The organism is Nostoc sp. UHCC 0252 (assembly GCF_034931145.1).
GTDB lineage: Bacteria > Cyanobacteriota > Cyanobacteriia > Cyanobacteriales > Nostocaceae > Nostoc.
Genome location: NZ_JAYGHE010000104.1, coordinates 1 through 20134, shown reverse-complemented (window position 1 = coordinate 20134; position 20134 = coordinate 1). Strand labels below are relative to the sequence as shown.

15 protein-coding genes and 3 pseudogenes are annotated in these 20134 nt (G+C 42.1%); 10 read left to right on the top strand and 8 right to left on the bottom strand.

Going from position 1 to position 20134, the window contains the following annotated elements:
* Positions 1-277: element excision factor XisH family protein (locus tag VB732_RS32820; RefSeq protein WP_323235022.1), on the bottom strand; the 277-nt coding region annotated here is incomplete at its 3' end.
* Positions 278-357: 80 nt separating this feature from the next.
* Positions 358-3363 carry a zinc-dependent metalloprotease gene (locus VB732_RS32815; RefSeq protein ID WP_323235023.1) on the bottom strand — a complete coding sequence of 1002 codons (3006 nt, stop codon included), beginning with the start codon at positions 3361-3363 and terminating at the stop codon, positions 358-360.
* A 532-nt stretch (positions 3364-3895) separates the two neighbouring features.
* Between VB732_RS32815 and VB732_RS36095 the strand changes: the two are divergent.
* Positions 3896-5017 (top strand): annotated as a pseudogene (locus tag VB732_RS36095) (pentapeptide repeat-containing protein); the annotation flags it as partial.
* On the opposite strand, the pseudogene VB732_RS36090 reads toward VB732_RS36095, so the two are convergent.
* A pseudogene (locus VB732_RS36090) lies at positions 4978-5067 on the bottom strand (pentapeptide repeat-containing protein); the annotation flags it as partial. The pseudogenes VB732_RS36095 and VB732_RS36090 overlap by 40 nt on opposite strands.
* Here VB732_RS36090 and VB732_RS36085 point away from each other — a divergent pair.
* From VB732_RS36085 to VB732_RS32800, 4 genes and pseudogenes are all read left to right on the top strand, one after another.
* A pseudogene (locus tag VB732_RS36085) lies at positions 5045-5140 on the top strand (pentapeptide repeat-containing protein); the annotation flags it as partial. The pseudogenes VB732_RS36090 and VB732_RS36085 sit on opposite strands and share 23 nt — an antisense overlap.
* Positions 5114-5686, top strand: coding sequence for a pentapeptide repeat-containing protein (locus tag VB732_RS36080; protein WP_416235796.1), 573 nt, complete (start codon positions 5114-5116; stop codon positions 5684-5686). The pseudogene VB732_RS36085 and the gene VB732_RS36080, both read left to right, overlap by 27 nt.
* 745 nt (positions 5687-6431) lie before the next feature.
* A complete protein-coding gene (locus VB732_RS32805; RefSeq protein ID WP_323235020.1) occupies positions 6432-7367 on the top strand; it encodes a M23 family metallopeptidase in 936 nt (311 codons plus the stop codon).
* Positions 7368-7487: 120 nt separating this feature from the next.
* Positions 7488-8027 (top strand): late competence development ComFB family protein, encoded by a 540-nt coding sequence (locus tag VB732_RS32800; RefSeq protein WP_323235019.1) that lies wholly within the window; start codon positions 7488-7490, stop codon positions 8025-8027.
* An 82-nt stretch (positions 8028-8109) separates the two neighbouring features.
* On the opposite strand, the gene VB732_RS32795 is transcribed toward VB732_RS32800, so the two are convergent.
* Positions 8110-9141, bottom strand: a complete 1032-nt coding sequence (locus tag VB732_RS32795) for a L,D-transpeptidase (RefSeq protein WP_323235018.1) — start codon at positions 9139-9141, stop codon at positions 8110-8112.
* 279 nt (positions 9142-9420) lie between these two features.
* On the opposite strand from VB732_RS32795, the gene VB732_RS32790 reads away from it, so the two are divergent.
* The 3 genes from VB732_RS32790 (at position 9421) to VB732_RS32780 (ending at position 11372) form a co-directional block, all read left to right on the top strand.
* Entirely contained in the window at positions 9421-9573 is a 153-nt protein-coding gene (locus VB732_RS32790; RefSeq protein ID WP_323235017.1) for a hypothetical protein, read from the top strand.
* 369 nt (positions 9574-9942) lie between these two features.
* Positions 9943-10599 carry a sigma-70 family RNA polymerase sigma factor gene (locus tag VB732_RS32785; protein WP_323235016.1) on the top strand — a complete coding sequence of 219 codons (657 nt, stop codon included), beginning with the start codon at positions 9943-9945 and terminating at the stop codon, positions 10597-10599.
* 158 nt (positions 10600-10757) lie between these two features.
* Entirely contained in the window at positions 10758-11372 is a 615-nt protein-coding gene (locus VB732_RS32780) for an anti-sigma factor family protein (RefSeq protein ID WP_323235015.1), read from the top strand.
* Here VB732_RS32780 and VB732_RS32775 read toward each other — a convergent pair.
* Positions 11369-11818, bottom strand: coding sequence for a gamma-glutamylcyclotransferase family protein (locus tag VB732_RS32775; protein WP_323235014.1), 450 nt, complete (start codon positions 11816-11818; stop codon positions 11369-11371). The genes VB732_RS32780 and VB732_RS32775 overlap by 4 nt on opposite strands.
* Positions 11819-11977: 159 nt before the next feature.
* Between VB732_RS32775 and leuS the strand changes: the two genes are divergently transcribed.
* Positions 11978-14593: a leucine--tRNA ligase gene (leuS, locus tag VB732_RS32770; RefSeq protein WP_323235013.1), complete on the top strand. Its 2616-nt coding sequence runs from the start codon at positions 11978-11980 to the stop codon at positions 14591-14593.
* A gap of 277 nt (positions 14594-14870) precedes the next feature.
* Here leuS and VB732_RS32765 read toward each other — a convergent pair whose 3' ends face one another.
* Entirely contained in the window at positions 14871-17213 is a 2343-nt protein-coding gene (locus tag VB732_RS32765; protein WP_323235012.1) for a glycoside hydrolase family 31 protein, read from the bottom strand.
* 339 nt (positions 17214-17552) lie between these two features.
* Between VB732_RS32765 and VB732_RS32760 the strand changes: the two genes are divergently transcribed.
* Positions 17553-18257, top strand: coding sequence for a DUF547 domain-containing protein (locus VB732_RS32760; RefSeq protein WP_323235011.1), 705 nt, complete (start codon positions 17553-17555; stop codon positions 18255-18257).
* On the opposite strand, the gene VB732_RS32755 is transcribed toward VB732_RS32760, so the two are convergent.
* The gene (locus VB732_RS32755) at positions 18242-18997 is read right to left on the bottom strand and encodes a TIGR04283 family arsenosugar biosynthesis glycosyltransferase (RefSeq protein ID WP_323235010.1); all 756 of its coding nucleotides are present in this window, start codon (positions 18995-18997) and stop codon (positions 18242-18244) included. The genes VB732_RS32760 and VB732_RS32755 overlap by 16 nt on opposite strands.
* 31 nt (positions 18998-19028) lie before the next feature.
* Positions 19029-20134 (bottom strand): acyltransferase family protein (locus VB732_RS32750; RefSeq protein ID WP_323235009.1); only part of this gene is annotated, 1106 nt, incomplete at its 5' end.

The following is a 20134-nucleotide window of genomic DNA, read 5'->3' as shown; positions in this document are numbered from 1 at the left end:
TTCTGAATCTATTTCTTAAGAAAGCATATCGATAATTAATAAACTGTCCCACCGCAGTATGAAACTCAGAAATAGTTGAAGTGCCAATAAAACTTTTAACTTCAACTGCTATTACCTGTCCTTCTCTTTCTGCCGCAATAATTCTCTCTGCTCCTAAGTCAATGTACATATCGGTAATATGTTCTATGCGAATTAACAAAGGATCATGAGTAATTTGCCACCCGTCTTTTTGCAATGCCGATTTCACAATATTGTGAAATTTATCTCTAGCTGACATAAACTGTTTTTTCAGCCTTTGTAGATATGATAAATATATTTTGCCAAAGAGACGCGATTAATCGCGTCTCTACAACTTTTTTAATTCGCTTGCAACGGAGCGTTTAAGACTTTCTCAATGCGATCGCGCGTTTCTAGTAAGTGCGCTTTGGTATATTCATCCTCAGAATTTACCCCCTTGAGTTTCTCATCTAGTTGTTTGAGCTTATACCAAGCCAAAGTCCGAGCATCTTCTGGCACATATTCTTTTCGCAACACCATATCAGTTAAAATGTCCAGGTATTGTCGCTGTAAGCCTCGCCGTAAACTGGCAATCTTCATGGGTTTACCTTTTGGTTGGATTACTTCTGTCCAGATACCTGACTGCAAAGTTTCAAATAGTTCTGGTAGAGTCAGTGCATTTTCGAGCTTCGTTTTCAGTTCAATATCCTTGAGACGAGAAAGGCGATCGCCTGAGAGCAAATCCCGCAACACAGAACCCTGCATGAATAGCACTAAGTCATGAATTGGAAAATCCAAACGACCAACTTGCGGTGTACTACCCCAATGCCGCCAACGGGAAGGTGCTAATTTATTCAGTAATTCTGGTGAAAAACTCAAGGCATCTTCTGCAAATAGATATTTGTGCAACGTTTCTAAAGCCTGCCGTTGTTCTTCAACTGGTACCGATTCAAATGGTAATCGGCGTTGGCCGACTTCAGAAGCCTTCCCGGAAGTTATCTCGCTAGGATGAATGCGAGAGAAAGACTGTCCCCCAATGTATTTTGTGGTGTAATATATCTGCTGAAAATAGTTACCCAATACTGTACTAAAACGTTCGCTCACATCGCTGTAACTATCACCAGCCATTGGGTAACGCTTATCAAGACGTTCCCACATCACCCGCGAATTATTCAACTGCCACTGAGAATAAAGCAGGACATTGCCACTGTTATCCCATGCATCGGCTGTGGGATCAAGGTCATACACATCTTCATCTGTGGAATAACTCAACTCTGGCTTGTAGGATTGTCCAGCAATTTCCTCTAAAATTGGCTTTTCTGCTATGGGAGTTGATGTCTGAATTGGTATGTAGCCATATTTAATCGCCCACTCATCATAAGGCCCCACCATACTGGGAAAATAATCTCCCTGTTTTGTCCCTTGAGGGGCAATATTTGGAGGAATGTAATCCATCACCGAAGTTGTCAGACCTTTGGTTTTGGTAATTTCCGTATTATTCATCTCCTGTGGTGATAGCAATGTACTACCACGGAAATTATGGCGCAAACCAAGAGTATGTCCAACTTCGTGAGCGATGATTAAACGCAAATATTCGTTGATATATTGTTTCATCTGGTCTGGAGTGGCCGTCGTCTCAGGCAGCAGTGACATCGCCAGTGAACCAACGGCAAACTGGTTAGCAGCTTCCATCCCATAGCATAAATCGTACTCGCCTGCCATTTTCGATAAACGACTCAACAACCCTTGTTTTCCTTGCATCTGCTGGGGAACACCGTTATTTTTTGCATCTAAACCATTGGCGCAAAGTAGACGATTTTGCATCAAGGCTGATATGGTAGTGCGATTTTCTGTTTGGCTAGGTTGAATAATTTTGCGATATTCACTCTTGAGTACCCGCACAAAGCTAGCATCTACGAGAATATCTGCATCCAAAATTTCCCCAGTCAATGGGTTAACGCGAGATGGCCCCATTGCAAAATAACCATCTACTGTGTTGATCCAGCGAATCGTGTTATAACGAATATCTGCTGGATCCCATGTGGCATCATCTGGCATTTGGCGAACTTCAATTGCGTCTTTGAATCCCGCCTTAAGAAAGGCTTTGTTCCACATTAGAACACCATCTTTGATAGCATCGCGGTACTCTAAGGGCACAGCGTTATCAATCCAAAAGACAATCGGTTTTTTGGGTGGAGAAATTGCTGCTTTCGGGTCTTGTTTTTCCAAATTCCAGCGATTAATGTAGCGGACAAAAGAATCGCCGCGATCGTCTTTGGATAAATCTTGGTAGGCGGTGATGAAATAGCCGATGCGTTCGTCAGCAATGCGCGGGCGATAATTTTTATCGGGTAGTTGGGAGAGACTATAGTGGACGCGCAGGGTAAAGCCACGGTTATCAGCTAGCGACGCAAAGCTTGCAATCTCACTATCACGACCACTGCCACCAGAGAAATTCAAAACTGACTCAATTTCTAAGTTTTGGGGAAAAGCTTTAGCAGTACCAAAATAAGAGTGGTCTGCGGTTCCAGGGACTCCTAAACTTACAGCTAATCCACCTAAATCTGTCAGTAGCAAATCACCCAAGTCGATGAGAAGAGTTTTGCGTTCTGGATGAATGCTTTTAAGGGAAATGCTGTAGAGAACAGAATCGCTAAAAGACCGGGCTAGCGATCGCACTTGAGGATCTCCCTCACGAGTGCGAAAATTGACATTGCGGATGACAAAGTTTAATTTATCATCTACTCGTTGGAAATAAAATAAAAAATCTTGCAGAGGCATACCACTGTAAATACCCCGTTCGCCAATGCCCGATTCCAGGGTTGCAGTAGCTAGATAATTAATATTAAGTTGCTCTGGCTTAATTTCTAAATAAATTTTATTCTTTTCTTTATTGCGATAAAGGGTGAATAGCCCCCCTGATTTGTGGGTTCCTTTCACTACTTCATCAAACGCCTCTAACTCATCCTTTACTGTTGGTGTTTTAGTAGGTTTAGGCTTTTCTGCGGGTTTTGCAACTTGTAAAAATGGTTGTTCTGATGCCTTTTTAGGATCTTTTACTACCCAAATAAACGGTTGAGGCTGTGCGTGTTTATTTCGATTAACCACCCAAACTTGCCCTGAAGGTAGCCTCTGTTTCTGAGGAATATTTATATTATTTAACGATAATGCTGAGATATTAGTTGCAGTTTCTGCCATTAACTGACTATCGGCTTTAACTACGGCTTCTAAAACCCGCACAGTTTTATGTTTTGCTGGCAACTCTGTATTAACTCTATTCACAGCCAAGGACTTGGCGTTAACCGATGCTATTCCTAAAAACAAACCATGTAACAAAATCATATAAAAAGTTAATCTGTTGTTCATCATATCAATTTCCCCGATAAAGATACCGTAGTTAACTTCTAACTTTTGCGAAGCTATGTAGCCTGCTTTTTGCCAATTATGTCATCTGCTTTATATAAAGCAGCGAACTTTAGACTTCAGTTTTAGTTGGCATTTCTCTGCCTTTGTTACACTTTTGTCCAGGATCATTTTCCTAACAATTGCATCTTTTACAAACAGTAAGTATTATTTTTACACCACGTTAGTAAATATCTGGGGAAAAAAGTATAACAAATTAACCAAAGTAGAACAATTACTTGATGATTGAAAGATTTTTTCCGATGGCACTTTACTTGCATCCAGAGAATAAACCTGAGCTAACTATAGGTTAGAGAGAAGCCGACATCCAAGAACGCCGTTTGTGTAGCCCATCGTAGATGTCCCAACTCATGATATTTTTCGTGTAGTATTTATTGATACTATTTATTTTTGGCAATGAGAAGCAAACTAGCACATAAAATTTTTATTTCCAAATTCTCAAAACAGTAATTAAAATGTAACAACGGACACGGAAATGTCAACATATTTATCTCAAGTTTGGCAACTGCTGAGAAATTATGTCAGGGATGTAAGGTTACAAGAGATGCCAAAGACGACATCTGTGGAAACTGAAGCAGTTTTATCCCTAGCAAAAAATATTAAAGAACTAGACAAAAGCGGTAAATTTACTCAAGATAATTTGCATGAAGATTTATGGTTTCAAAGACTGCAAGAAAGCTTAGAAAAATGGACAATATCAAGGAGTGATTGGACTTCTAAGATAGGCGATCGGACATTAGACACGCTACCATCAGAGTTCTATATGAAAGTATATGTAGGCGTAGCCCATCGTGGGCATCGCCAGATGCATACAGAGATTTATGATTTACTGGGTAATGGGGCGCTGAAACCAGAAATAGTCCAACAAATAATCCAATTTATTGTGGCTAATCAAAAAATTAGCCTGGAAGTACTTTTCTGGCGGCTAGAAGATTTTTATCGGCGTTGGTGTCAAGGAGAATTTATCGATGGGACACCAGATGATAACCTACCTCAGAAAACAAGGTTAAAGCTGGCGGCACAGAATATTGCTCTTGGCTTGAGACAGGTAGATATATATACAGGGCTAAACGTATTAATTTTACTCTTAGAGTTACACCGCTATGCCCAAGAGCAAGATGAACTCAAACAAAAAATCATCTTCTATCCATCAGCCCAACCCGATACAGACAATTTTTTCACATCTCAACTACTACGGATCATTAACTATAGTGATGCCCTAGAAATTGGCAACTTCAGCAACATAGTCGGGCAATTTCTCAAAGGCGGTAACTTTCGCAGTGCTTACTTAGGCGATGCCAACCTCACTGGGGCAGACTTTAGCCGTGCTGACCTAAGCCTTGCTTATCTCGGTGATGCCAACTTAACTGGTGTAAACTTCATCGGTGCTAACCTTAGCGGTGCAAACCTCGGCGATGCAAACCTCAGTGGTGCTAACCTCAGTGGCGCTAACCTCAGTGGTGCCGACCTCAGCAGCACCAACCTTAGTGGTGCTAATCTCAGCTGTACCAACCTCAGCCGCGCCGACCTCAACCGTGCCGACCTCAGCAGCACTAACCTTAGCCGTGCCGACCTCAGCCGCGCTGACCTCAACCGCGCCGACCTCAACCGCGCCGACCTCAGCCATGCTGACCTCAGTAATGCCATCCTTTTCGGTGCAAATCTCAGTGAAGCTAACCTCAGCAGCGTCAATCTGAACCATGCTGACCTCTGCCGTGCCGATCTCAGTGGTGCTGATTTAAATCATGCCATCCTCAACGGTACTAACCTCAGCGACACAATTCTTTTCAGTACCAACCTTAGTGATGCCATCCTCATGGCTGCTGACCTCAGCTATGCCAAACTTAATGGTGCCAAACTTAACAATGCTAGGCTTAACGGTGCAATGTTCTTAGGTGCAGACCTCAGTGGCGTAGACCTCAGTCGGGTAACTCTCAACGAAGCCGACCTCAGTGGGGTAATTCTTAGCGAAGCCGACCTCAGTGGTGCTGACCTTACCGACGCTATCCTTTTCGGTACAGACTTCAGTTATGCCAATCTTAACAGTGCTAACCTCAGTGGCAGTAATCTCAGTGGTGCCATCCTTAATGGCGCGGATCTCAGCAACAGTGACCTCAGTTGTGCCATTCTTGGTGGTGCAGACCTCAGCGATGCCAATATGGAAAAAATGACTTGGGGCACAAAGCAGCAGTGGGAGGGTGTACGGGGGTTAGAAACAGCAGTTAATGTGCCGGAGGCATTGAAAGAAGAACTGGGATTGAATTGAAAAGATGTAGAGACATCTTTAATTATTCGTGGTTTTATTTCCTCACTTTGGGGCGGGGGAGCTTATCCTAATACTGAGAGTCTGGGATTTCCTTCCTCCGTGGCTAAGTCATAGCTATTCTTAACACCATTGTGTTAAGTTTAACCATTGAGTTTTACGCACTTGACAAGTTTATATTTTTTTAAGCTTCACACTTATGGCAAGATGACCACCCTGTTTGTGCAATTAAATGCTCAACAGCTTACTAAAACAAGCTTTCCCTAAGTTTTATAGGGTTATTTCTGGCACTTTGCCCTTAGTTCACCTGGTTTGCGTGATTTACTTACACTAACTTTAAATTAACAGTGTAGTATGAGTGTCCAGTTGCACAAGTGTCCAGTTGATTCTAGGATTTCCTTCAAGTATTATTATGTAATGGCTATAATCTCAACTGGTTTCTTTTGTTGCCTAACAAATAATCAGTATAGCAAGCCACAGGAGCGTCTTTGCCATCAATTTAGTTAAATTTTAAGATTATTGCCAATGTAATACAACTTGGTTATTAAAGTTAATACCAATTCCTATATTTCCTATATTACAGTTACAAATCATTCTGTCCTACCTTCTAATCCTGTACTTCTGCTGTCTATAAGTCTCTGTAGGGTTTCCCGAATATGGGTTTCAACAACATCTACTTAAAACAACAAACACGAGTAGAAATAAGCTAGTCTATTTTCCAACACAAGTAAGGAATTTTTGTAGCTCTATGATTATTGAGAATAGCGCTAGTAGTTCAAACAAGAAGTCGCTGGGTTTTGATGTCAAAAGTTTGACAGCTAATCACCGTGCAATAAATATGTTAAAGGGAATATTTGCTGTTCTCCCTATTACTTTGGCATTGCCTGTAGAGGCTTTACAAGTAAAGGTGACTCCGACTAATCCAAAATTAGGGGATACACTCTCAGTGGAGATTAATTTAGATAATCCAGATAATGTTACAAATCCAATGGTAGCTAGTGGTAATAATACATACCCTGCCTTTGAAATTGCCCCCAATCAGTATCGGGCTTTTGTTCCCACAACTCCCTTAGAAAAACCTGGAACCAGAACACTTAGGGTTGTAGGGGATGGTCAAGTGCAAAACCTGGCAGTGAATGTACTGAATCGCAAATTCCCCGTACAACGCATTACTTTGCCACCTGGCAAAGCCGGAGTGGGTGCGACAGAATACGAACTTAAGCGTGTCGCAGCTTTTAAAGCATTACAAACACCAGAAAAGTATTGGAATGGAGTATTTCTGAAGCCAAATGCAGGACGAATGAGTACAACCTATGGTGTACGTCGCTACTATAATGGTACATTTGCAAAGGACTACTATCATCGTGGTCTTGACTACGCTGGTGCTGCCGGTTCATCGGTAATTGCCCCAGCTGCTGGGCGAGTTGCTTTGGTAGGTAGGGTATCCCAAGGGTTTAGGGTACACGGTAACGTAGTTGGCATTGACCACGGTCAAGGAGTAACCAGTATTTTCATGCACCTGAGTCGTATTAACGTTAAAGAAGGTGATCTTGTGAAAGCTGGTCAACTAATTGGTGCAGTTGGTTCAACAGGTGCTTCCACAGGGCCACATTTACACTGGGGTCTATATGTCAACGGACAATCTGTTGATCCAACACCTTGGCGAACTAAGGTCGTTAATTAGTAGAGGCGGAATTGATCGCGTCTGTGGATAATTTGTGTTTTTTGCTGAGAATATAGGCAAAAGAAATTAGATTGATACCGTCCCTACCAAGCTTTGCTAACATAAATGATGATAAGCATTATGAGTATCGAAAAGATTGTAGAACAAGCTCTCCAGGATGGTTATTTGACACCAGCAATGGAAGCCGAAGTCGGTAGAATCTGTGACAACGCCTCGGAACTCTCAATTGAAGAGTATATGGCGCTAGATCGGCTCATGGGAGCGCTATTGACTGGTGAGGTAGTGGCGGTACCTCGCAAACAATTCATTAACGTTATGGAAGAATTGGTATTGACAGAAGCGATCGCCAGAGTCGCAGAAATTGAAGCGACCAGCGAAAGCTCTCTAGATGTGGGTGATATTGCTGCTTACGCTCTCAATCGGCTACCACCTTTGTATGCTACTACAGAAGAGGGCGCTAGCTTCCAACGCCAAACCGCCATAGCACAGCTGCAAGAATTAATTTCCCAGCAAATAAGTGAGGCGATTAACCGTTACCTGGATCGACCCAATTTCTTCCCAGAACGGCAAGCTTTGGGCAAAAACACTGGCAATGAGGTTGTACGCCAAGTTAGTGCTTTACTCCAAACTTATGCACCTAACTTTGAGCAAAAATTATAATTTTATATAGTCATCGGTCATTAGTCCTTTGTCTAAAACAAATGACAAAGGACTAATGACTAATGACTAATGACTCCATCGATTAATTACGCACTAACACTGTTGTCCCTATACTCACTTGCTCATAAAGCATTCTGACATCAGAATTACGCATCCTTAAGCAGCCGTGGGATACAGCCGTTCCTACCAGGTCAATCTCTGGCGTGCCATGAAAGCCAATTTCATTGCGTCCGTCTGACCAAAAACCGATCCATCTGTCTCCCAAAGGACTATCCGTACCAGCCTCAAATACTTTACCTGTAATTGGGTGTCGCCAGATTGGAAAGTGTCGCATGTGGATCACTTGGAAAGAACCCGTGGGCGTTTCCCAACCTTTTTTACCTATAGCAATTGGGTAGCTGGCAATCACTTCATCTCCTGCGTATACATAAGTGCGGCGATCGCTTAAATCAACTACCACTTGTGTCTTGCCATCTGCTACCCTATTAGATGGTACTTGCTGGGCTGAAGCCTTAGACCATAAACCTTTTGGCCAACTATCCGCAACTGGATTTTGTTTTTCTGCTTGCGCCACCAACTGCGTATTAATTGGTAGTTCGGTTGTTTGAGCTACATTATTCCTAATTGTTTTCGGCTTAATAGTAGGATTTGGTGTAGAAGGCTTCTGAGTCTTTGATTTAACTACATTTTTCTTAATTATTTTCGACTTAGTTTTAGACTTAATAGCAGAATATTTGAGTCTAGAAGCCCTCCGAGTCGTTGCTTTCGCTACATTCTTCTTAATTATTTTCGGCTTAGTTCCAGGCTTAATAGTAGCAGAGGACTTTGGTGTAACCGCCCTCTGAATAGTTGAGCCTTGGGCCACTTCACTAGCTGGCACAGACGCGCCCAGCGCGATTTCTCCTAAATTCACTTGTGACAGATTCTTGTAGACTCCCTCTGAGCGGCTTCCCTTCGCATTGGTGAGGGTAGAATCTCGCCGCATCGTAGATGCAGCAGACTTTTCAAACTGCCGTTGTGCCGTAGTAATCCGCCAATGGACAGCTAAAGATAAAAATGCTGTGCCAAAACAAAGCAACATTACTATCCGCCCTAGAGATTCGTTTCTTACCATTGCCATCGCCTATTATTTATCCCTGACATATCCAGCCGAGTATTTGGATGGGTTCATCATCCGATTATCAAAAATTTATCAATACTTATCATTTCCGATATAAATCTGCCAACACCTCTGGGCAAACTAAGACTATGCAAATTGTTCCAGCAATAGAACTTCAAGTGAGCAACCTCATTTCTCCAAAGTTCTGGGGGTTGTAAGCCAACACTTGGACTTTCTGACGGAACTTTTGCAATGTAGCAATCAATGGTTAGTGGTGTAGGTGGGAGAAAAATCATGTTTGAAAAACTATTGCTAGCAGTCACAATTACATTTTCTCTGAATTTGTTTTTTCAAGTTCGCGTACCAGGGGAACATAACACTGGTGCTACTTACGGGTTACAGGTAGAACAATCAGCAACTATTTTGGTAACAAAATCAAAAAAATAAATCACCATTATAGTAACCGCAGCAAGCAAACTCGCAAAAATTATTCCCTGAATTTTAAAGGTATCAAGAAATTAAAATTACAAAATTTTTATCTTCATCCTTTAATAACCAGATTTAATTATTTTTATCAAGCGTATATACCCAGTTGCTAAAAGTACTAAAATGTGCATATTATTGCGCCTTTGTTAATTGATGAGTCTTGGGCAACTATGCCAGCAGTATAAGGAAAAAGTGGCTCTCCTTATTGCTACAAATGTATCCAAAATTGTCTGCCTCCGTGTTCCAGTCATAAATCCGTCACCTTAGCATGGAACTTCTGTTCCATTAGCAGGTCTAATAGATAGGGATGATTTAGAGCCAGTACGATCTATGAGTCAGTCGATTACTGTATCCTGGTCAACGGTTGATGCAAAGTATCCAGAAGCATCAGTGCAAGTTGACAAACTCCCTAACCACGATTTAATTTTGCGCTGTCAAGTGGGACTGCGGCCAGATCGTGTTGCGTTTTCAGAACTATTACGCCGCTATCAAAGTCAGGTTGATAGAGTTCTATACCACCTGGCTCCAGATTGGTCTGATAGGGCCGATTTAGCTCAAGAAGTTTGGATTCGAGTGTATCGGAATATTAACCGATTACAAGAGCCAGCTAAATTTCGGGGCTGGTTAAGCCGCATTGCCACCAACTTGTTTTACGATGAGTTGCGGAAACGCAAGCGGGTTGTTAGTCCTTTATCATTGGATGCTCCCCGTTCTGTAGAGGACGGTGAGATGGATTGGGAAATCGCTGGCGATACCCCAGGCCCCGAAGAAGAACTGACAACTAGAGAATTTTACGAGCAATTGCGAGAAGCGATCGCGGATTTACCAGAAGTTTTTCGTACTACCATTGTCCTGAGAGAAATCGAGGGCATGGCTTATGAAGAAATTGCTGAAATCACTGGAGTTTCTTTAGGAACTGTGAAGTCAAGAATAGCCAGAGCTAGATCGAGACTGCAAGCACACTTGCAGAATTATCTAGACTCCTAATTCACAGGATATTGCCTCTGCCATTGGGCAAAATTTAAGCATAGATTAAGAATTACCACCAAAGACATAGATCGCTTGTATCCTGAGAAGGAAAAATGGCTAATTTTCCCGAAATTTCTGCCCAGTTTACCCGTAAATGAATTGGTAATAATGTTAAGATGACTACTGATTCTCAGTTTTACGACCGTTCTTCTTTGCAACTTCCTCAAGATTTTTCAGATGGAATGGCCAAGCATACCAATGAATCAACGGGTCTTATGGATATGGTGAAGCGCGATCGCTTCGAGTTATTGAGTGCTTACCTTGATGGTGAAGTCACGGCTATAGAACGCAGGCAAGTAGAAGAATGGCTGGCAAACGATGCCTCCGTTCAATGCCTGTATGCCCGGCTGTTAAAGCTGCGCCAAGGCTTGCGGACTCTCCCAGTGCCCACAGCCCAGGAGTCAACAGAAGCAACAGTTCAGCAAGTATTGACACGTTTGCGCCGCCGTTCCCGCTTAAACTGGATGGCGGCAGGTGCAGCCGTTGCTGCTTGTGTAATCGGTGCAGCATCTAGCTTAGTACCTGGTGGTTTGAATGTGCCACAACTGGCGCAACGACCACAAAAAGAGCCAATTCAAACGTCCTCAGCGTCTATAATTCCACCTTCCCCTTTGATGGTGGGACTAAATAACCCGGTTATTGAAATTCCTAAAGCAGCAGTAGCGTCTCCAAAAAATCCAATCTATCGGGTACAGCCGCAAAGCCGCGACTCCAAACAGGACATAAATTAATTGGATAAATTCACGGTTAAACCACAGCCACTCCACCAACCATCAGGTTGGGAAAATCCTCTTAATTGCTCAACTCGCTCTAGAGTCATGAAATAAACCCAAGCCCAACTATAAGAGAGCGACTGTGGTTCATAAACCTCGATAATTTGACGATTATAGAGGTTTTTTGATGCTTGTCTAGTGGGCTGGCAATTTTCCAGCACATCTAGCTCATTTAAAATCTTTGGGTTGGGAAAAGAAAGTAAATATCCGTGAACTTGGCTATCCCCTAGCGTCATCGCTGGGTAGCCCATTGGCAAAGCAAACAATTTGCCTTGTACAAAGGCTCTTTTATAATCAACTACTTTGCCAGCACAGTATCTTTGATAGTTAGCTTCACCAGGTTTGAGTGTGCCGTAGACAAAAACCTGCACCAAATCAGAAAATTTTATATTTGATTCAAGCATCTAACACGTTTATCAAATGATTCTTGCCATACCTGAAACACTAGCAGTTCAGGCATAATTTGGCTGATGCTTCATTATATAAATATGTGATTAGTTGACCTACAATATATAGGTTAACCTGTTAGGTTAACCTAGACAAACCCATTAGGAGAGTTTTTGGTGGATTCCCGATATAACCCGGCAGCAATTGAGGAGAAATGGCAGAAAACATGGGTAGAACTTGGCTTAGATAAAACCCCTTCAGCTAGCAACAAGCCAAAATTCTACGCTTTATCCATGTTCCCTTATCCATCGGGCAGCCTACACATGGGTCACGTCCGTAATTATACCATTACTGACGTGATTGCCCGCCTCAAGCGAATGCAAGGGTATCGAGTAATACACCCAATGGGGTGGGATGCCTTTGGCTTGCCAGCAGAAAATGCCGCCATTGACCGTAGTGTGCCGCCAGCAAAGTGGACTTATCAAAATATTGCCCAAATGCGGCAGCAATTGCAGCGTCTTGGTTTATCCATTGATTGGGAATGTGAACTTGCTACCTGTTCACCAGATTATTACAAGTGGACACAATGGATTTTCTTGCAGTTTTTGCAAGCAGGATTAGCTTACCAAAAAGAAGCAGCCGTAAACTGGGATCCCATTGACCAAACTGTATTGGCAAATGAGCAAGTTGATAACGAAGGACGTTCTTGGCGCAGTGGTGCAATAGTTGAGCGCAAATTGTTGCGGCAGTGGTTTTTTAAGATTACTGATTATGCCGAAGAATTACTCAATGACTTGGATAAGTTGACAGGTTGGCCGGAACGGGTCAAATTGATGCAGGCAAACTGGATTGGTAAATCTACAGGCGCTTATTTAGAATTTCCCATTGTTGGGATAGATGAAAAAATCGCCGTGTATACCACGCGCCCAGATACAGTTTATGGTGTCAGCTATCTGGTATTAGCACCAGAACATCCCTTAACAAAAAGTGTCACCACAAAAGAACAACAAGCTGCCGTAGAAGTCTTTATTAAAGAAGTTTCCAATCAAAGTGAGTTGGAACGTACTTCTGAAGACAAACCGAAGCGGGGTATCCCCACAGGTGGGGTGGCAATTAACCCGTTTACAGGGGAAGAAGTGCCGATTTGGATTGCTGACTATGTACTGTATGAGTATGGTACTGGGGCAGTGATGGGTGTACCAGCTCATGATGTCCGGGATTTTAAGTTTGCTAAAAATTATGATTTGCCAGTTGATTTTGTTATCGCTTCCCCAGATGATGTTGCAGGTTTTGACTTAACTCCAGCATCAGAAATTGGTGAATCACCACTCATTCAAATTGACTATAAACAGGCATACACTGAACCAGGAATTTTAATTAATTCTGGGGCTTTTACTGGTATGGTTTCCACAGATGCTAAACAAGCGATAATTGAATACGCCGAAAAACAAGGTTTTGGTAAAGTGCGGGTGCAATATCGCTTGCGGGATTGGTTAATTTCACGGCAGCGTTACTGGGGCGCACCGATACCTGTAATTCACTGTCCCAACTGCGGAATAGTGCCAGTACCTGATAAGGATTTGCCAGTCCAGTTACCAGAAGAGGTGGAATTTACTGGACGTGGTGGTTCACCTTTAACTCAGTTGGAAAGCTGGGTAAATGTGCCTTGTCCAACTTGCGGTACTCCAGCGAAGCGAGAAACTGACACGATGGATACTTTTATTGATTCCTCGTGGTATTTCTTGCGCTTCACTGATGCTAAGAATGAACAACAGGTTTTCGATTCCAGTAAAGTTAATGACTGGATGCCAGTGAATCAGTATGTAGGTGGAATTGAACACGCGATTTTACATTTGTTGTATTCGCGGTTCGTCACTAAGGTTCTGCGGGACAGAGGATTACTGAACTTTGATGAACCCTTCCAACGCCTGTTAACTCAAGGGATGGTACAGGGTTTAACTTACCTAAATCCCAATAAGGGCGGTAAAGATAAATGGATTCCTTCTAATTTAGTCAATTCTGCTGACCCCCGCGACCCTCAGACAGGCGAACCTTTGCAACGTCTCTACGCCACCATGTCTAAATCAAAGGGTAATGGTGTTGCGCCAGAAGATGTAATTTCCAAATATGGTATAGACACAGCGCGGATGTTCATTTTGTTCAAAGCGCCGCCAGAAAAAGATTTGGAATGGGATGAAGCCGATGTGGAAGGACAATTCCGCTTTTTAAATCGGGTTTGGCGTTTGGTGACAGATTATGTTGCTGCTGGAGTATCCCGTAAGAAAGCCCAACTGTCTAATTTAACTAAGGCAGAAAAGGATTTGCGGCGGGCGATTCACACGGCTATTCAAGCGGTGACGGAAGATTTGGAAGACGAATATCAATTCAACACAGCTATTTCCGAATTGATGAAGTTGAGTAATGCCCTAAGTGATGCCGACAAAAATTCACCAATTTATGCAGAAGGTATTCGGACTTTGGTGATGTTACTCGCACCCTTTGCGCCACACATTGCTGATGAGTTATGGCATTTGTTGGGTGAAAGTGATTCAGTTCACACTCAAACTTGGCCATCATTTGACCCTGTTGCTTTGGTAGCTGATGAAATTACTTTAGTGATTCAAGTTATGGGTAAAACTCGCGGTGCGATTCAAGTACCAGCACAAGCAGATAAAGCAGCGTTGGAGAAATACGCCCGTGAATCAGAAATTGCCCAGCGTTACATCGAAGGCAAAGAGATTAAAAAGGTAATTGTTGTACCTGGAAAGTTGGTGAATTTTGTAGTCGGCTAAAAGCAAAAGAAAAACAAGATCATTGTAAAGTAAAGACGCGATGAATCGCGTCTCTACAAATGGTCTATTTGTTGTATTCTTTTTTCAAATTGATATGACTTAAATAATTATTTAAGAATAATCCAAGTAAAAAAACGCTCGCAATGACGGGTTTTGGATCATTTATTTTTTGGAACACTCTAAAAAGAATTATTTAAGTATTTTAACTCATTGACAATAGTGCGTTTATGTTGGTAAGTTCTCGATTCCGCAGGTGCGATCGCTAAAAAAATGTTGCCTAAGTAGAAAATTCCAACCGATGGGCAGTACCATCATCTGGAAAACTCTGTTCACCAACGCCGACTAGTTCCACAATGGTTTCACGGGTTACAGGTGAAAACTCGCCTTCTCTGGCTGCAATCTCAACAACGGTTCTTTGTTGCTCAGAATAAACGCGGTAAGTAGTGGTGCAAAAGGCTCCTGTTTGGTACTCAAAAGTATGACCATCATCTTCATAAAGGGTAAATTCACCAACGCCTTTCCAGACTCGCAATCTCAGTTGGTTTATAGGATGTTCATCTACATATTGCATTACTGGGGCGATCGCAATAATCGAGCCAGCACGAACATATAATGGCATTTTCTCCAGTGGTGCGGCTGCAAGAATGTGAATTGGCCCTGTAAATTCCTCTCCACTCCACCAATCGTACCAACAACCTTCAGGCAAGTAGACGGCGCGATGTTCAACACCTGGACGGTAAATTGGTGCTGCTAGTAAGGAGGGGCCAAGCATTACTTGATCGGCGAGAGCAAAGGTTTTTGGATCGTTGGGGAAATGATAGAGAAGTGGGCGAAGGATTGGTGCGCCAGTAGTTGCAGCCAACCAAAAAAGAGTGTAAATGTAAGGTAGTAGTTGATAACGAAGTTCAATATACTCGCGGCAAATTTTTTCGATGCGATCGCCAAATACCCAAGGCTCATGCTGTGCAGTAGTTAATGCTGAATGCCCACGCATCAACGGGTAAAGCATTCCTAGTTGCATCCAACGCGCATATAATTCCGCCGTAGCATTTCCCGCAAACCCACCAATATCACTACCGACAAAGGCAACACCCGATAGACCCAAGTTACAAAGCATGGGTATAGACATTTCTAAGTGTTCCCACAGAGATTGATTGTCTCCTGTCCATATAGCTGACCAGCGTTGAATGCCTGCATATCCAGAGCGTGTTAGTACAAAAGAACGTTCAGTTGGACGAGATATTTTAGTTGCTTGATAAGATGCCTGTGCCATCATTAGCCCATAAAGATTGTGAACTTCCTTGTGGGTAGTTCTCTCGTCAGTTGGGCCCTGCGGTGCATCGAGAGGAAAGGAAATTTTGTTACCAGGGTCGCCGAATGGGCGATCGTCAAGTGCGGGTTCATTCATGTCGTTCCAGATACCGGCAACACCAATATCAGTTAAACTTTTTTGCCAATTTCCCCACCAATCTCTAACTTCAGGATTTAGGTAATCAGGAAAAACAGCTTTATCTGGCCAAACATAGCCGTGAAATAGCTGACCATCAGTCTTTCGGACAAAATAATTGTTTTTTAATCCTTCGTCAAAGACTTTGTAATCTGCTTCTGGTTCGTATTTGACCCCCGGATCAATAATAGTTACTACTTTAAAGCCATCTTGCTTAAGATTTTGGATTAATTCTTGAGGGTTAGCAAATCGCTTGGGACTCCAGGTAAAAACCCGGTAGCCATTCATATAATCAATATCTAAATGGATGACATCACAGGGAATGCGACGCTGACGAAATTCGTTAGCTAGTTTGCTGACTATATCTTGTGACTCGTAACTCCAGCGACATTGGTGATAACCTAATGACCATCGAGGTGGTAAGGGCATCCGTCCAGTTAGCTGGGTGTAAGTCTGGATAATTTTTGCAGGTTCAGGCCCATAAATAATGTAGTAATCTAGTTCACTTGCCTGGGTTTCCATCTGCCAGACTCCAGGCTGCTGTGCGCCTAGATCAAATCGGCTCCAATAAGTAGTATTAAAAAAAAGCCCGTATCCCAATCCCGGACGCAACGCCATGAAAAAAGGAATTGCCTGATACATACTGTCTGTCATGATGCCGTAATCGATCGCATCTGATGCCCAGTTAGTTTTGACTTTTGAGCGCTGATCTAATAAACCAGTCGGTTCACCAAAACCATAAAAATGTTCGTCAGATTCAATCCGTTTCCAGCCAGCAACCTCCCCTGTCCGCCACCCCATGCCTAAGTCTGTATCGTGAGCAAAGGGCTGTCCTGCTGAGTCAAAGAACTGGATACGACAGGGATCGCGGGACACAACAATAGATAATTGCTCAGTTTTTATTTCTAAAGTCTCTGCTGTTTCCCGCACTTCAAAGGGCACAACAGGCCATTCTTCATCCGCAAGTGCCACTGCCCACGATCGCCTAGAGAGAAATTCACCACTTGGTGCCATCCGCACCCGAATTAAATTTGGTGCTAGGACACTAATTATTAGACAAGGATCGCCGCACAGAAAGAGGATATGGCGCTCATTCTGTTGTATTGTTTGTACTGCTCCCAGGATTGACCAAGGCGCTTCCTCTGTGTGCAGTTGTCCAAAGTACTGTGGCATAATTCCTGATTCAAAGATAACTACTTTCCCCAATAGAGACTCACATAAACTACTGCTAAAAAGCGTGTATCTTTAGGCATAGCGTATATAGCATTTCTGGTTTTAGTCAGGTACAAGGTAGGGGTGCATAGCTATCATAGGTGTGAAAGCCTTGTCAAGACGTGATATTCAGTTCTCTGGCTGTCTATTCTTAGTTTTTAAATTGGTATATAGCGATTGCCAGTTAAGTGAGGTACAGATAATATTTTGAAACGCAAAGGGACGCGAAGTAAAGCGCAGAGGTACGCAGAGATTTGTACCTCAGCAGACTAGGAAACGCCATAACATATCAACACAACGATGATGATTGATTTTGAACCGTGGGATAGGTTGTTACATCAGTACGTAGATGAGCATGGTCGTGTAGACTATATTGCTTGGAAAAAAGAGCAACCCCAAGCAATTAGCAATTGGTTGTCGAACCAGAGAAATTTAGCTTTTAAATCTAATTGCAACAACTTTGAGCAATTGGCATTGTGGATAAACCTTTACAATGCATTCACCATTTCGACAATTCTAGAGAAATATCCGATAGAGTCAATTCGTCCGCGAATTTTAGGAATTCCCAACTGGCTAGCTTTTTTGTGGTTCTTCCAACGTCGCGTTTATTATATGTTTGGCAAAAGTTACAGTTTAGCTGAAATTGAGAATTCTATTCTGCGTGACAAATTGCAGGAGCCACAAATTCATTTTGCGATCGTTTGTGCTTCGGTTGGTTGTCCTTTACTCCGTTCAGAAGCTTACTTTCCTGAGCAGGTGAGTCAGCAATTAGATGAAGATGCGCGTCGTTTTATAAATAATCCAGAAAAAGTTCATTATGACATTGAGAGCAAAACGCTTTACTGTAATCAAATATTCAAGTGGTATCGTCAGGATTTTTTAAAGGTTGCCCCCTCAATTCCTGAATACATTAGCTACTACTTGAAAACAGACTATCCTCTTAATGCCTCAACGCGGATATCCTATCTTTACTATGACTGGAGCCTAAATCAGCGAATATCTTGATAAAATTGTTTGAGATAATTTGCATCAACGCCAATCCCCCACAAAATCCCAATGTAAAGGTAAATTGCAGTTGCTTTCCAGCTACCCCATTTTGCCACACGACGATCTGAAGACTGGACAATACGGTTCACCAGATAAATACGTCCCTTTTTAACCAATTTCAGACATAAATCTCCGTCCTCCATAATCGGCAATGCCCGATCAAACCCGCCACAATCCCAAAAATCAATGCGGCGACAGAACATTACCTGATCTCCAAACAACAGACGCAATCCTCGAAAAAAGAGATGAGGCTTAAATAACAATGGTGCATAGTAGGTTTTTAAATAATTATGTAGAGAAATACCCCAACGAGTTGTTTGAGATCCACTCATCAGAGAAATGAACCCTCCACAGGCAACGTTAGGCTCTCCCAAAGTCTTGTTGATAACGCTGATTAAATCATCTGGAACCCAAGTGTCTGCATGAAGAAAACAAAGAAAATCTCCAGTTGCAGATGATGCTCCATAGTTCATCTGAATAGAACGTCCTGGCTGTTGAGATGAAAGAACTTGTACATTTAAAGTCCGATTAAATGACCCAAAAATTTGCTTTGCCACCTTCACTGTCTCATCTTCGCTGCCACCATCTACCACTATCACTTCAAAAGCAGGAGGATTAAGTAAAGTCAGTTGGTGCAATGTACGTTCTAAGTTGGCTGCTTCATTTAAAGTAGGAATTATAATCGAAACTTGAGACATACAATTTATTAATTTTATTGTTATCTTTATTTTAATTGTTGATTCTACTAGGCTTTAATCCAAAGAAAAATCGAGTAATATTGAACCGTTTGATTAAAATTTCATATAAAGCAATGGTCACTAAAACAGTTGCTGTACTAATAATTAAAAACTTCGCTGTTGTACCTAAATTACATTTCACTATATAAAAAGAGATGACTACCAAAACTGTTTGATGCAGCAAGTAAACTGGATAAGCTGCAAGGCTTGTATATTGCAGGATATTATTACTAAATGATAGATATCGCTGACCTAACCCAAGTATAGCAGTAACCCAGCACCAAGAGTTGATAGCTCGCAATATTTGGTAAAGAATATATCCCACAGAATAGCCACGTACAGGAAGTGTCTCAGTTACCTGTATTCCATAGATAACGGACATGGTAGCTATTGCTATAAACAACATCAGCTTTTGGTATTGAGCAATTGCTTGTCTAAATCCATTGTCAGAACAGAGAAGAAAACCATAGACAAAATAACAAAAGTACAGCAACAAATTTGCCCAGTCATCATAAAGATTTTGAAAACCAAACCATCGGGGACGGAATGCGCCTTCAACCATAGCCAATGGTAAAGCAGGCAAGAAAATTGCTCCTGGCTGTTTCATAAAAGTTGCAATATTAGAATACCAGTAACAATCTATCTGTTGCTTAAAGAATAATAATAGAGGGAGACTAACAATAGACAGCACAAATAGGTAAATCACAAACCATAGGTGCGCCCACTCAAAATTACCTTGAGGACGAATCCCGTTAAAAAACTGTGGGTAAAACTGCAAATAGGAACCGATATCTTGGTGACGAGTAAGAAGTTTGTAATAGACTTGAGGAGGAACCAACACCAGCGTACCAAATATGAAAGGGATTAATAGTCGCCCAAAGCGCTCGTTCACATATTGCATCGGTGTTCGCAACTGAAGAGAAAACCAAGAGGCAGCCCCAGAAATTAAAAAAAACAATGGCATGTGCCACTGATGAACGAAAAAAATAAACCATCCAAGAATAGGGCTTAGTAAATCATTTTGGATATAAAACTCGCCTAATTCGCCTTGATAAAAAACTGCGGCTGCATGAAAATAAATTAGCAATAGTACTGCTA

What these genes read in the sequence shown, in the direction of transcription:
- VB732_RS32765 (WP_323235012.1), bottom strand. Translation starts at nt 17,213, where the DNA reads ATGCCACAGTACTTTGGACAACTGCACACAGAGGAAGCGCCTTGGTCA.
- VB732_RS32760 (WP_323235011.1), top strand. Translation starts at nt 17,553, where the DNA reads ATGATGATTGATTTTGAACCGTGGGATAGGTTGTTACATCAGTACGTA.
- VB732_RS32815 (WP_323235023.1), bottom strand. Translation starts at nt 3,363, where the DNA reads ATGAACAACAGATTAACTTTTTATATGATTTTGTTACATGGTTTGTTT.
- VB732_RS32795 (WP_323235018.1), bottom strand. Translation starts at nt 9,141, where the DNA reads ATGGTAAGAAACGAATCTCTAGGGCGGATAGTAATGTTGCTTTGTTTT.
- VB732_RS32755 (WP_323235010.1), bottom strand. Translation starts at nt 18,997, where the DNA reads ATGTCTCAAGTTTCGATTATAATTCCTACTTTAAATGAAGCAGCCAAC.
- VB732_RS32805 (WP_323235020.1), top strand. Translation starts at nt 6,432, where the DNA reads ATGATTATTGAGAATAGCGCTAGTAGTTCAAACAAGAAGTCGCTGGGT.
- VB732_RS32780 (WP_323235015.1), top strand. Translation starts at nt 10,758, where the DNA reads ATGACTACTGATTCTCAGTTTTACGACCGTTCTTCTTTGCAACTTCCT.
- VB732_RS32775 (WP_323235014.1), bottom strand. Translation starts at nt 11,818, where the DNA reads ATGCTTGAATCAAATATAAAATTTTCTGATTTGGTGCAGGTTTTTGTC.
- VB732_RS32790 (WP_323235017.1), top strand. Translation starts at nt 9,421, where the DNA reads ATGTTTGAAAAACTATTGCTAGCAGTCACAATTACATTTTCTCTGAAT.
- VB732_RS32785 (WP_323235016.1), top strand. Translation starts at nt 9,943, where the DNA reads ATGAGTCAGTCGATTACTGTATCCTGGTCAACGGTTGATGCAAAGTAT.
- VB732_RS32800 (WP_323235019.1), top strand. Translation starts at nt 7,488, where the DNA reads ATGAGTATCGAAAAGATTGTAGAACAAGCTCTCCAGGATGGTTATTTG.